We start from the raw sequence: 11,590 nt of genomic DNA, 5'->3' as shown, positions 1-11,590 counted from the left end.
GATCGAGTCCTCGAGCGCTCCGCGGGCGACGCCGATCGCGCGTGCGGCGGTGTGGATTCGGGCGGTCTCGAGGTCGCCCATGGCGACCTTGAAGCCCTCGCCTTCGGGGCCGACCATGGAGTCGTCCGCGGCGTGGGCGTTGTCGAAGGACAGCTCCCAGGTCTTCCAGCCGTGGTATCCGATCTTGCGTACCGGTGTGCCCGTCACCCCGGGGGGCAGCTCTCCGCGGGGTTTGGGCATGATGAAGCAGCTGATTCCGCGGGAGCGGTGGTCGCGGTCGAGCGGTGCGGTGCGGGCGAATACCTGGAGGTAGTCGGCTCCGTCGGCGAAGGTGCACCACATCTTCTGGCCGCTGATCCGCCACCCGTCGGCTTCCTTGCGTGCGCGGGTGGACAGTGCTGCCACATCGGAACCGGCGTCGGGTTCGGAGAGGGCGAAGGCGCTGAGGAACTCGCCCGTGGCCATCCGCGGCAGGTACGTTCGGCGTTGTTGCTCGGTGAAGCCGGCGGTGAATTGCTGGCCGCGAGCGATCAGGCTGGACACACTCATCCAGGCGCGGGCCAGTTCCTCGACGATGAGGGCGTACTCGAAGACCCCGAGCCCCAACCCGCCGTATTCCTCGGGAATCAGGACACCGAAGAAGCCGAGGTCGGCCATCTTCCGGCGTAGTTCCATCGGGATCTCGCCCTTGACCGGATCGAGTTCGTTCGCCACGGGCAGCACTTCCCTGGCGGCGAACTCCCGCGCCATCGCCTGGATCGCGAGCCGCTCGTCGGTGAGATATCCGGCTCCTGACGACCCGACGTCGTCCACTACAGCAGTCATGCGGTGTCAACCCTTCATCCGTGCCTCTAGACGGCACAGTGTTCCGATATCGAACAGAATGCCGTGCTGGTGCGCATTGGTCAAGTCCTCCGCCGGTGAGTGGGACCAGGGGCGCCTTCATAGGAGCCGGTGACCGTGCCAGGGTGCCGAGATGGCGCTCTTGTCTGTCGTTCTCCGGTACCTGCCTGGCGCTGGCCGGACTTCGCCGGAAAATTGACCGCGTCCACGCCACTCTCAGGTGAGAAGCACCGCGTCGGATTGTTTCGCTTATCGCCAGATCTTGTGGGGCGGTGTGGCGTCGGCGCCGGGAAGAACACTTGTCCCTGTCTGGAGCAACTCACAAATCGGTGCACATCCTGGGTGCGCCGGGGACTTCAGCGGTAATCACGCATTGACAAGTTGTGAGCTGGTGCACATACACTAAACTGACATGGCGTGCCGGTGAACGGCACTGTTCCGAAAAGGGCGGCCCGCGGCCGCCATGTCTCGCTAACCCACGCCGCCCGCGTGTGATCGCAGTTCGATTAGTGACTTCCTAGAAAGGGAAATCTCATGCCATTTGTGGACACGGAGAGGTTCACGGAGGCGCTCAACTTGGATCCCGAATTCAAGATTGCGGCGCGCTTCTGGAACGCCATCGTCCGGTTGGAGATCGGCGATGAGACCTACGTGCTGGTGATTCGGGACGGACACCTCGAGTCCATGGCACCGCCCGAGGGCAACAACCTCATGACGGTGGCGCGGAACTACGACATCGAGATCTCGGCGCCGATCGAAGAATGGAGCAAGTTTTTCCAGCGGGTCCCTCGCCCGTTCTATCAGGACCTGTTCTCGGCGGTGTCACGACACAACTTCCGCTATGGGGGAGACATGAAAATGTTCTTCGCCTATTACGCGGCGCTGAGGCGACTGTTCGATTTCATGCGTTCGTACACCAAGGTTGCCGAGGAGGCGAAATGACCACGACGAAGTTCGACAAGGCGGTCGGGCGGTACGTCCATCTCACGATCGACGACGTCGAGTACCGGGTCTATTACGAGGAGAGCGGTTCCGGTATCCCGCTGCTTCTCCAGCACACCGCCGGCTGTGACGGCCGCCAGTATCCTCATCTGCTCGAGGACGAGGAGATCACCTCCCAGTTCCGTGTGATCTCGTGGGATCTGCCGTATCACGGTCGATCGTTGCCGCCGCTGTCGGTGCGGTGGTGGGAGCAGGAGTACACCCTGACCCAGGACTTCTTCATGAAGTTCGTCGTTGCCCTGGCCGAGGCCCTCGACTGCGAGGACGCGGTGTATATGGGTAGTTCGATGGGCGGCAACCTCGCCCCGGATCTGGCCTTGCACTACCCCGGCGTGTTCCGTGCGGTGATCGGCCTGGAGGCGGCGCTGCATTCGCCCGGCTATTACCTCGACTACTGGTTCCACCCCGAGATCAGCAACGACTCGAAGCCGGCGGCGATGTACGCGCTGACCTCACCGACGGCGCCGGAGGTCGGCCGGAGGGAAACGACCTGGGTCTACAGTCAGGGCTCCCCGCCGGTGTTCAAGGGTGACCTGCAGTACTACAGCGTGGAGCACGATCTTCGGGAAACGGCGAAGAACATCGACACGTCGAGGACTGCGGTGTACATCCTCAACGGCGAATACGATTTCGCGACGGGGCCGGAGGAAGCGCAGGAGCTCGGCGCGCGGATCGAGGGCGCGAAGGTTCTTCCGATGGCGGGACTCGGGCACTTTCCGATGAGTGAGGACCCCGAGCAGTTCTTCCGGTGCATCAAGCCGGTGCTGTGGGAAATCCGTGACGCGGCCGTGCCGTCGAAGGTGTTGTCGGCTACCCGGTAACCCACTGACCGGTTGCGCAGCCGGCAGTGCTCGTGGTGGTCACGAGGCACGCGGCCGACGCAACCTCGCGGGGCCGTCGGCGGGCGAGTTCCTCCACCCTCGCCGTCGGCGGCTCCGCGCCGCCCATCAGCTCGCGACCCGACTCGATGGGTATGGAAGATCGAACAGGATGGAAGTAGAGGTTCGGCGTGAGCGAAGTCGTTTGGGACGAGGTGCACGACGGCGGGTTCATCGGGCTGATCGGTCCACTGCTACTGCGTCACAGAGAAGACGGTGCACGGGAGTACGGACTGCGGTGTGAGCTCAAACATCGAAACCTTCGAGGAGTCGTGCAAGGGGGACTGATCATGGCCTTCGCCGACCGCGCTCTCGGATCGACCGCCCTCGCCGAAACCGGCACGCAGAACATGGCGACGGTGCAGCTGAGTGTCAATTTCCTCGGTACCGTCCGGGTCGGGGACCTCTTGACGAGCTCACCGCGTATCGTTCGGCGCACGGCATCGATCGTCTTCGCGGACTCCGACCTGCGGGTGAACGACGCGGTGGTGGCCACGGTGACGGGGGTCTTCAAGATCCTCGCGGACAGTTCGCCGTCTGTCGGTGTCGGTGGGCTCGCCGAGAGCCGCCCGCGGTGAGTCGGTAGCGGACGCCGAGGCTGGACGCGCCGGCCACCCTGCTGCTCTTCGCCAACCTGATCGAATGGCTGAACAGCAACGGTGGCCTCGACTGGGCAACCGGTCGTACGGCCGACTCGTCGTCGATCCTGTACAACTGGGCCGAGGCCAGCGAGTTCGCGACGCCGTCCTCGCCGATCCGGCACACCGGTTGCAGGTTGTCGGGACCATCGACTTCAACGACGACATCGACGCCACCGACGTAGCAAAGGTTCTGCGCACCAACGGAATCGTCGACACCGATTGAAATAGTGCTCAGTTGATACGCCCTGTGAATCTCTCTCGGCTTCGGGCTGACGGTTGGGCCCGCCGCCCGAGCTGGCCACCGCCAGTCGGGCCGCTGGTGCATCGTCGCGCCACTACCTGGTCGATGATCTGGATGCCGGAGACGGAAGTAGTTCTGGCAGACCCTGTGCCGCCTGGAACGGCGCGGCCGGTATCCCGAAATCCGCATCGTGTTACTACGTCGACGGCGCAGCCTCCCAAGACAGGATGAGTTCGACGAGGCCGGGAAATCGCTCATTGAGGTCGTCGAGTCGAACCCGACTGCGGCGCTCCATCCCGTACTGCCGCTGGGTGATGACACCTGCCTCACGCAACGCCTTGAAGTGATGCGTCAGTGTGGACTTCGGGCGATCGAATCCGAACCAGCCGCAGGTGTGGTCGAACTCGTCCGAGGAGGTCAGCAACCGTTGCACGATCGTGAGCCGCAGCGGCTCGGACAGGACGGCGAAGACCTTCTCGAGCCGAATCTGATCGGGGTCTGGCTCGGGCAGGCGTGGCGGCGATTCCAGCCCGGTGGGCGAGTCGGTGTACGTCGGGGCGAGCGTGTTCAGCACGTGACTTTCCATCCTTGTTCGACTTTTATCGTACTGCAGGTTATGTTCGTATTCATGCGAACTAGTACGAGTTTAGTCGAACAGCTGTCGGAAGGCGAGCGCAGCGGCGTTGTGCCGCGACAACGTCGCGACACAACAGAGGGTGGCCTGGGGTGGTCCATCGCCGCAGCTGGAACGGTGACGGCGATCTTCCTGCTCTCGAACTCGGCGACGCCGCTGTATGCGCGCTGGCAGGCCGAATGGGGCTTCGACTCGGGTCTGCTGACGGTCATCTTCGCCACCTACATGGTTGGTCTGATCGCAGCGCTTGTCGTCGCAGGCCGCCTGGCAGACCGGTTCGGCCGGAAGGCGGTGCTCGTTCCGGGTCTGGGGGCGGCGGTGATCGCGGCGGTGCTGTTCCTGAGTGCGCAGAACATCATCTGGCTCTTGGTCGCACGACTGCTTGCGGGCGCCGCCGTCGGCGCGGCGGTCACAGCCGGCATGGCCGCGGTCGTCGACCTCGCTCCCGACCGCCACAAGCGCACCGGTTCGCTCATCGCCTCCGTCTCGATGGTCTTCGGGGCCGGTCTCGGTCCGTTGCTGGCCGGTGGCCTGGCCGCGTCCGACTCGTCTTCTCCCCAGACGCTCGTGTTCTCCGTCGTGCTGTTTGTCGAGGTCGGCGCCCTCATCGTGGCGATCGTGCTTCCGATGAAGCGTTCCTCCGCGCCCAGTGCGGCCCGCCTGCTGGCCCTGCCGTCGGCGCCGCGGGAGAATCGCCGCGAGCTACGCCGGGGTATCGGCGCATTCGCGCCGGGCATCACCGCCACGTCATTCGTGCTCTCATTGGGCCCGACCGTGCTCCGTTTCGTCGGCATGCCCGGCGTGTTCGTGGCCGGCGCGGTCGCCTGCGCCATGTTCCTGGTGGCCACCGGCATCCAGTTCGCTCTGTCCCGCCTGACCACACGCGCTCACCTCACCCTCAGCTCGATCGCCGCGATCGCCGCGATGATCTTCATGGTTCTGGCCGTCACCGTCTTCCCGGTCGCTGCCCTCGCGATCATCGCGGCGCTCCTCGCCGGCGCCGCACAGGGTCTCGGCCAACTCGCCGGCCTGTCCCTGATCGCCACACACGTTCCGGCCGAGAAACGCGCGGAGTCCAACGCGGTCTTCAATATCGGCGGCTACATCCCAGCCGGAATCCTCTCCGTCCTGGTCGGCTACGCCGCCGACACGTTCGGACTCTCCCTCGCGGTCGCCCTGTTCGGCGCGGTTCTGACCGTCGCGGCGGCCGTAGCGCTTGTTACCACCGGCACCAGCGCGAAGCACCAGGCTGCCGAATCCATCACCGAAGGCGAATTGCCTTCGTCACATCCGAGATCGCACCACCGCAGCTCCCGTCGAAGCCGGCCCGGTCCGCGCCACCACGACCGCGCTACGCCTGGCTCGTCGTGGCGACGCTGAGGGAACGCTTCGGCATGCGGCGGGTGGTCACGTCAGCCCTGATCCTGGTGTCCGCCGGCAGCGGACTATTCGAGGTCTTCGACGACATTCGACCCGCTGTCTTCTCAGCGCCCCATCTCGGCGTAGAAGTCGAGATGCGCGCTGGCGGCGTCGTCCCAGCTGTGCGCGCGTGCCAGAGAGCGGCCACGGTCGACCTGGTCGGCGTCGCTCGGGCGCCGGAGGGCGTCAGCCATCTGCTGGTGGGTGGACGCGAACCGAACGGTGCTGCCGAAGACCTCGCGTAGGACGGGGAGGTCTCGGGCGACTACGGGCACGCCCGCCGCGAGTGCCTCCATGGCGGCCAGACCGAAGCCCTCCTTGGTGGAGAGGAACGCGAAGACGGTGGCCTGCGCCACCAGGGCGGGGAGGGCGTCGTCGTCGACCGTGCCGAGAATGTTCGGCTGCACCCCGAGTTGTGTGCAGCGGGTGTCGAAGTCGTCCCGATAGCTGCGGTAGTCGAACAGCGTTTCGCCGCCGGCGATCACCAGTCGTAGGTCCGGCCGGTCGCGGCGAAGGAGAGCGTAGGCCTCGACGAGGTCGATGCTGCCCTTGCGCGGTTCGATGCCACCGACGGCGAGAACGTAGTCACCGAGTTCGCCGGCCCAGCGGCGCCTCCCCGCCTCGTCGGCGGCGGCTTTCTCGAAGCGGGCCGAGTCGACGCCGTTCGGGATGACGGTGGGTTCGAGCCCCCACCCGGCGCGCACTTCGGCGGCCACGGCCTCGGACACGCAGATCCGGGCGTACGGCTCGACGATCGCGCGTTCGTGGCAGGCAGCGAGCGAGGGAGTGGTGAACTGATCCAGGTGATGGATGGTGCGGATACATCGACCGACGGCGTTCGCGCTGATGCAGTCCTGGGCGTGCACGATGTCGTAGGCGTCGGGGGTGAACGCCTCGGCGAGGACGGCGATGGACCGCAGGATCCGGTCGCCCACATCTTCACCGTCCCGCGCGGCGAACGGCACGATGCGCACGGTCACGGCGTGGTCGACCTTCCGGAAGAAGGCGTCGTCCCCGCCGCGCCCCAACGACCACACGGTGACGTCGGCGCCCTGCCGTGCCAGCGCCTCGGCCAGCGCGAGGGTATGAACGACGCCGCCGCGCGGCTTGGTGGAGTACGTCAGCAGCGCGATGCGCACGTCAGGGACGACCTTTCTCGAGCAATGACCGGTAGGTGTCGACCCGTCGTTCCTCCAGGTGCCGCAGCACCTTCCGGGCCCGGTCGATTTCGTAGTCGACGTCGAGGTCGGCGACGGCGAGGCCGCCTTTGACTCCGGTGCGGGCGAGGACGTCGCCGCCGGGGCCGACCACCTTCGCCTGTCCCAGGAAACGCAGCCCGCCCTGGATGCCGGTCTGGTTCGACGACACCAGCACCACCTGGTTTTCGGCCGCCCGTGCGGAGTCGTAGAGGTCGAACAGCCGGGACTGCCGGTCCTGTGCCAGCCGTTCGGCGCGATCGGTGACGCTGGCCGGCCAGGCGGAGAGGACCGAGATGATCCGGGCCCCGTCGAGCGCCAGCGTGCGGGCGGCCTCGGGGAAGGTCTTGTCGTAGTCGATGAGCATTCCCATCCGCCCGACCGGGGTGTCGAATGCGGTGAACGCTTCGCCCGCGGCGTAGGCGAGCGACTCACCGGCAGGCTGGTGGACCTTGCGGTGGCTGCCGAGAATTCCGTCACCGGTGACGCACGCGGCGGTGTTGTACCGGACACCGTCGCACAATTCGGTGTAGCCGATGCACACGGTCATCGATCCTGCCATCCGTGCGATCGCCTGCAGTTCCGACCCGTCCGCCGCGAGCGCGGGCGGGAGTTCGTCCGGGTCGGGGCTGCGCAGGTCGGAGATATAGCCGCCGAGGCACGCGTCGGGGAGGACGAGCAGGTCGATGCCGTCGCTGCGCGCCTTGGCGATCAGTGCGTCGAGCTTGAGCAGCGCCCGCTCGACGTCCCGGCCGAAGTGGCCGGCCAGCGCGGCCAGTCTGGTTGTCCCCATGGGTTCAGGCTAGTGACGACACGGACTGACGCACAGTCGCTTCGCACTCGATTCGTTCGGAAAGGTACTCGGCGTCGCGGGCCACCCCGGCGAACCGCCCGGAACCCCAGGTGTGCTGCCACGGCAGGCCGAGGAAGAACAGGCCCGGCACCGCGGTGACGCCCCGGTTGTGGCAGGGGTGGCCCTCGCCGTCGAACACCCCGGCGTGCAGCCACCGGTAGTCGGTGCGGAAACCGATGGACCACACCACCGACGTGATCCCCGACGACGCCAGGTCGAGCGACGTCGTCTCCCGCTCCGGCCGCCACAACGGGACGTACCGAGCCTCGGTGGGAGCAACGATCCCGGCGCGCTCGATGTAGGCGTCGATGGCATCCTTGATGCTCTCCGCGACAACGTCGGCGGCGTCGAGCGACGACGCGAGCGTCGGCGCGAACTGCAGGGTGCCGTCGACGACCTCGAGCAGCCGCCCGTACAGATTCATGCCCTGCAGGGCGAAGGCGCGCAGGTCGATGTCGCGGCCACCGTCCCGGCCGGTGACGTAGTGGTTGGTGTTCTCCCGCTTGGCGAGGCCACCGGGGTGGTCGGCGATCGACACGTCGTAGGTGCCCATGTCGTGTAGCCAGGCGACACAGTCGCGGCCCCGGTAGAAGCGGGCGACCCGGGGCGCACCACCGGTGACCAGGTGCACGGTCCGTCCCGAGAGCATGAGGTCCTCGGCGATCTGCGCCCCCGACTGGCCGTTGCCGACGACGAGCACCTCCCCGTCCGGAAGGGATTCGGCGGACCGGTACTGCGAGGAGTGGATCTGCTCGATCGAGCCCGGCAGGCGCTCGGCGAATCGGGGAATCACCGGGGTGTGGTAGCCGCCGGTCGCGACCACCACCTGGCCGGCGTGCAGCGGGCCCTGCGTGGTGTCGACGTCGAATCCGCCGTCCGCGGACTGGTGCACCGAGGTGACCGTCACGCCCTCACGGACGGGCGCCGCGAAGGTGTCGGCGTAGCCGCGGACGAAATCGTAGGTCTGCTCCCGCGTCATGAACCCGTCCGGGTCGCCGCCGGAGTAGCTGTATCCGGGGAGGCTGCACTGCCAGTTGGGGGTGACCAGGGTGAAGTTGTCCCAGCGGCTGTCGCGCCATTCATGGGCGATCGAGTCGCGTTCGAGGACCACATGGTCGATGCCGCGGTGCGTCAGGTGCCAGCTGATCGACAGACCGGCCTGGCCGCCACCGATCACCACCACGTCATGATGCGTCGTCATCGCGTTCCTTCCGAGACGGTCGCCGGGTGCATGTCGAGGACCCGGACGAGGGAGGTGGGGGTGTGCGCGGAGGCGACCTTCTCCAGCTCGTGGAGTTGTTCGGCCGCGGAGGTGCAGTACATGCCGAACTTTGCCTTGACCCGCTCACTGGCTTCGGTGAGTGCGGCCCGCGACCGCCGCAGGAAGTCGGCGACGCTGTACTCCTCGCCGACGGTCAGGTAGTCGTGCATCACCAATGAGGGGGAGTAGCAGGACTGTTCATGTCCGTCCGGCCACTGCACCCGGAACGTCATCTCAGGCATGGGCGGGTACCTTCCGGGTGGCGGAGGGTCGCTGTTCGGGGGAAAGTAGTGTTCCGGTCACGTGATTCTCGGCGACGACGTCGCCGTAAACCTCGGGGCGCCGGTCGCGGAGGTTGTACATCCCGCCGCTGCGGATGGCCGCGATCTCCGCCTGCACATCGAGGCGTGCGGACGCCAGCCCTGGGCGGATACCGGTGTCGGCGAGTACATCTCCGCCCGGACCGACGATCTTGGCGCTGCACACGAATCGGAGCGACCCGAAGGTGCCGGCCTGGTTGGAGGCGACCCAGACCACCTGGTTTTCGGTGGCCCGGGCCCGGTCGTAGATGTCGAAGCGCTGCTTCCAGCGGTCGTGCGCCATGTTCTCCGCCGGGGCCGTGCGGGCGGTCGGCCAGGCGGACAGCGAGGTGATGATCTCCGCGCCGTCGAGTGCGAGGGTCCGGGCAGCCTCGGGAAACGCCTTGTCGTAACAGATCTGCATGCCCATCCGGCCGACGGGAGTGTCGAACGCGTTGTAGGCGTCTCCTGCTGCGTAGCAGAGGTTCTCGCCGAGCGGCTGGTGCACCTTGCGGTACGACCCGAGGATCCCGTCACCGTGCAGTGTCACGGCGGCGTTGTATCGAGTGGGGCCGTCCGCCTCGCAGAAGCCCAGGGTGATCACCAAGTCGCCGGCCATCTCGATGACCCGGCGCAGTTCCGGGCCGTCCAGTTCGAGTGCCGGAGGCAGCCTGCGCAGACGACGATCGCGTTCCTCCTCGGTCTCGTCGTCGCCGCCGAGGCTCGGCAGGTAGCCGCCCAGGCACGCCTCCGGCAGCACGAGCAACGAACTACCTGCTGCGCGCGCCCGCTCGATCAGATCCCCGATCGTCGCATATGCCTGTTCCATGTCGCGGCCGAATTCGGCGGCCGCGACAGAGATTCCGATTTCTGTCATGCTGGTCCCAATCCCGTGACGGTGGAGTGCACCGCACGTGTGATCACACCGTCGGGCCAGCGCAGGCCGACCCCCGGTTCGGTAGTCAGTTGCCCGCACACCGTGGATGTGGCGGGTCCGGTATCCACGTCGTGTGAGCGACCCGGTCGATCAGCGCTGATCATCGCGAATCCGGGAAAGCAGGTGATCCAATCACCCATCGTCGCGCCGTCCGGCGCCGGGATCGCCGCGACGTCGAGCACGGCACCGGTGCCGCAGGCCTCGGCGAGCATGCCCGTCGTTCCGGCGATTCCGGCCATGCTGACGTCCTTCGCCGCGGCCGGTCGCGCCCGCCGCACATACGACCCCAGCAGTGTCAGCTCGTCGCGGGTCCGGTCGGAGCTCGAATCCCATTGCTGGGTTCCATATCCGGTCCGCCAGTAGCCGGAAAGGTCAGCGGTGAGCCGGAGTTCGTCCCCGGTCCGGCCGCCGCCGGCCGGTACCGGATCCGTGGTGCGGCCGAGAGCGGTCACCGACAGCGCGCCCGGGACACCCACCTGGGTGTGTCCTCCGAGGACGGGCACCCCCCACGCCGCGCTCGCCCGGCTCAGCCCGCGGATCACCCGGGTCAGGATCGACCGGTTGGGAGCGCCCACCGCGTCGAGCAGGCCGACCGGGTCGGCGCCCATCGCGGAGAGGTCGTTGAGGTTCACCAAGGCCGCGCACCAGCCGGCCCACTCGGGGTCACGCTCGACCATCGACGGGACTATCGCATCGCACGCGGCGATCAGGTCGGTGCCGGGTACCGGTGCACCGTCATCGCCGCGGAACCCTGACCCACCCAGCGCCGACGGAGCCGACTCGAGAGGCGCCAACGCCTCCGCGAGGATCGCCTTCGTGGACCGGGCGAGTCGCTCGATCCGGTCGATCGGCCAGCGCATCAGCACGTGCGGTTGTCCCGCGACCGTGATGTCGGTGACCCGTTCCCAGCCGAGCCGGACGAACATCGGTTCGTTCCGGGACTGCACGGTGGCGTCGAACCGCAGCACCCCGTGTGTCTCGGCGTACGCGCACGCCGCACGGACCAGAGCCTTGCCGATCCCGTGTCCGTTCCGGGCGCGGCGATCCACGACGAGCCGGCCCCCGGTCCACCAGCCCAGGTCGACGCCGTCGGTGACCGGTGCGAGGCGAACGCCGCCCAGCACGGTGCCGTCCGGACCGGCGGCGACCAGTACGACCGTTCTGGGGTCGTCGTCGACGTCGTCGATGTCGGTGCCCTGGAACAACCCCTGTTCGGCGACGAACGTCTCGCGGCGCAGGCCGTGATAGGTGGTGAGGTCCGAGGCGGTGTCGGCCCGGTGAATCAGGAAGGTCTGCTCGGCCGGGCCGGGATCCGGTCCGGTGAGGACCTCCAGATCCGGCGGCCCCGCCGTGGTGAGCCCGTAGAGCGAACCCATATCGAGCATG

At 67.2% G+C, this 11,590-nt stretch carries 12 protein-coding genes and 1 pseudogene; 5 read left to right on the top strand and 8 right to left on the bottom strand.

Features of this window, described 5'->3' with window-relative positions; genetic code table 11:
• Nucleotides 1-825, bottom strand: an 825-nt coding sequence (locus RJ1_RS30925; protein WP_073366324.1) for an acyl-CoA dehydrogenase family protein, incomplete at its 3' end; no start/stop codon positions are given.
• Between the two features lie 552 nt (nucleotides 826-1,377).
• Between RJ1_RS30925 and RJ1_RS30920 the strand changes: the two genes are divergently transcribed.
• The 4 genes and pseudogenes from RJ1_RS30920 to RJ1_RS30905 form a co-directional block, all read left to right on the top strand.
• Entirely contained in the window at nucleotides 1,378-1,785 is a 408-nt protein-coding gene (locus RJ1_RS30920) for a hypothetical protein (RefSeq protein ID WP_073366320.1), read from the top strand.
• A complete protein-coding gene (locus tag RJ1_RS30915) occupies nucleotides 1,782-2,666 on the top strand; it encodes an alpha/beta fold hydrolase (RefSeq protein WP_073366319.1) in 885 nt (294 codons plus the stop codon). The genes RJ1_RS30920 and RJ1_RS30915 overlap by 4 nt, the downstream gene beginning before the upstream one ends.
• 188 nt (nucleotides 2,667-2,854) lie before the next feature.
• Complete coding sequence (locus tag RJ1_RS30910; protein WP_073366318.1) at nucleotides 2,855-3,301, top strand: PaaI family thioesterase; 447 nt, start codon at nucleotides 2,855-2,857, stop codon at nucleotides 3,299-3,301.
• A 26-nt stretch (nucleotides 3,302-3,327) separates the two neighbouring features.
• A pseudogene (locus RJ1_RS30905) lies at nucleotides 3,328-3,584 on the top strand (phosphoserine transaminase); the annotation flags it as partial.
• Between the two features lie 217 nt (nucleotides 3,585-3,801).
• On the opposite strand, the gene RJ1_RS30900 reads toward RJ1_RS30905, so the two are convergent.
• The gene (locus tag RJ1_RS30900; RefSeq protein ID WP_240320073.1) at nucleotides 3,802-4,179 is read right to left on the bottom strand and encodes an ArsR/SmtB family transcription factor; all 378 of its coding nucleotides are present in this window, start codon (nucleotides 4,177-4,179) and stop codon (nucleotides 3,802-3,804) included.
• 54 nt (nucleotides 4,180-4,233) lie between these two features.
• Here RJ1_RS30900 and RJ1_RS30895 point away from each other — a divergent pair, with 54 nt between their 5' ends.
• Nucleotides 4,234-5,619 (top strand): MFS transporter, encoded by a 1,386-nt coding sequence (locus RJ1_RS30895; RefSeq protein WP_083400842.1) that lies wholly within the window; start codon nucleotides 4,234-4,236, stop codon nucleotides 5,617-5,619.
• Between the two features lie 104 nt (nucleotides 5,620-5,723).
• Here RJ1_RS30895 and RJ1_RS30890 read toward each other — a convergent pair whose 3' ends face one another.
• The 6 genes from RJ1_RS30890 to RJ1_RS30865 are packed head-to-tail and all read right to left on the bottom strand — an operon-like array spanning nucleotide 5,724 to nucleotide 11,589.
• Nucleotides 5,724-6,797 (bottom strand): MSMEG_0565 family glycosyltransferase, encoded by a 1,074-nt coding sequence (locus RJ1_RS30890; RefSeq protein ID WP_073366314.1) that lies wholly within the window; start codon nucleotides 6,795-6,797, stop codon nucleotides 5,724-5,726.
• Between the two features lies 1 nt (nucleotide 6,798).
• Nucleotides 6,799-7,647 carry a carbon-nitrogen hydrolase family protein gene (locus RJ1_RS30885; protein ID WP_073366313.1) on the bottom strand — a complete coding sequence of 283 codons (849 nt, stop codon included), beginning with the start codon at nucleotides 7,645-7,647 and terminating at the stop codon, nucleotides 6,799-6,801.
• A 4-nt stretch (nucleotides 7,648-7,651) separates the two neighbouring features.
• The gene (locus RJ1_RS30880; protein ID WP_073366312.1) at nucleotides 7,652-8,908 is read right to left on the bottom strand and encodes an MSMEG_0569 family flavin-dependent oxidoreductase; all 1,257 of its coding nucleotides are present in this window, start codon (nucleotides 8,906-8,908) and stop codon (nucleotides 7,652-7,654) included.
• Nucleotides 8,905-9,210 (bottom strand): MSMEG_0570 family nitrogen starvation response protein, encoded by a 306-nt coding sequence (locus RJ1_RS30875; protein WP_073366311.1) that lies wholly within the window; start codon nucleotides 9,208-9,210, stop codon nucleotides 8,905-8,907. Before RJ1_RS30875 ends, RJ1_RS30880 begins: the two co-directional genes overlap by 4 nt.
• Nucleotides 9,203-10,144 (bottom strand): carbon-nitrogen hydrolase family protein, encoded by a 942-nt coding sequence (locus RJ1_RS30870; RefSeq protein ID WP_073366310.1) that lies wholly within the window; start codon nucleotides 10,142-10,144, stop codon nucleotides 9,203-9,205. The genes RJ1_RS30875 and RJ1_RS30870 overlap by 8 nt, the downstream gene beginning before the upstream one ends.
• The gene (locus RJ1_RS30865) at nucleotides 10,141-11,589 is read right to left on the bottom strand and encodes an MSMEG_0567/sll0787 family protein (RefSeq protein WP_240320074.1); all 1,449 of its coding nucleotides are present in this window, start codon (nucleotides 11,587-11,589) and stop codon (nucleotides 10,141-10,143) included. The genes RJ1_RS30870 and RJ1_RS30865 overlap by 4 nt, the downstream gene beginning before the upstream one ends.
• Nucleotide 11,590 lies beyond the last annotated feature (1 nt).

The sequence above is a fragment of the Rhodococcus jostii NBRC 16295 genome, assembly GCF_001894825.1.
GTDB classification, from domain to species: Bacteria; Actinomycetota; Actinomycetes; order Mycobacteriales; family Mycobacteriaceae; genus Rhodococcus_F; species Rhodococcus_F jostii.
Note: the sequence above shows the minus strand (reverse complement) of the source record. Positions and strands in the feature narration are given on the sequence as shown.

Excerpts from the sequence above, each read along its gene's own strand:
- RJ1_RS30875 (WP_073366311.1), bottom strand. The coding sequence starts at position 9,210 with ATGCCTGAGATGACGTTCCGGGTGCAGTGGCCGGACGGACATGAACAG.
- RJ1_RS30865 (WP_240320074.1), bottom strand. The coding sequence starts at position 11,589 with ATGCTCGATATGGGTTCGCTCTACGGGCTCACCACGGCGGGGCCGCCG.
- RJ1_RS30870 (WP_073366310.1), bottom strand. The coding sequence starts at position 10,144 with ATGACAGAAATCGGAATCTCTGTCGCGGCCGCCGAATTCGGCCGCGAC.
- RJ1_RS30880 (WP_073366312.1), bottom strand. The coding sequence starts at position 8,908 with ATGACGACGCATCATGACGTGGTGGTGATCGGTGGCGGCCAGGCCGGT.
- RJ1_RS30920 (WP_073366320.1), top strand. The coding sequence starts at position 1,378 with ATGCCATTTGTGGACACGGAGAGGTTCACGGAGGCGCTCAACTTGGAT.
- RJ1_RS30915 (WP_073366319.1), top strand. The coding sequence starts at position 1,782 with ATGACCACGACGAAGTTCGACAAGGCGGTCGGGCGGTACGTCCATCTC.
- RJ1_RS30885 (WP_073366313.1), bottom strand. The coding sequence starts at position 7,647 with ATGGGGACAACCAGACTGGCCGCGCTGGCCGGCCACTTCGGCCGGGAC.
- RJ1_RS30895 (WP_083400842.1), top strand. The coding sequence starts at position 4,234 with ATGCGAACTAGTACGAGTTTAGTCGAACAGCTGTCGGAAGGCGAGCGC.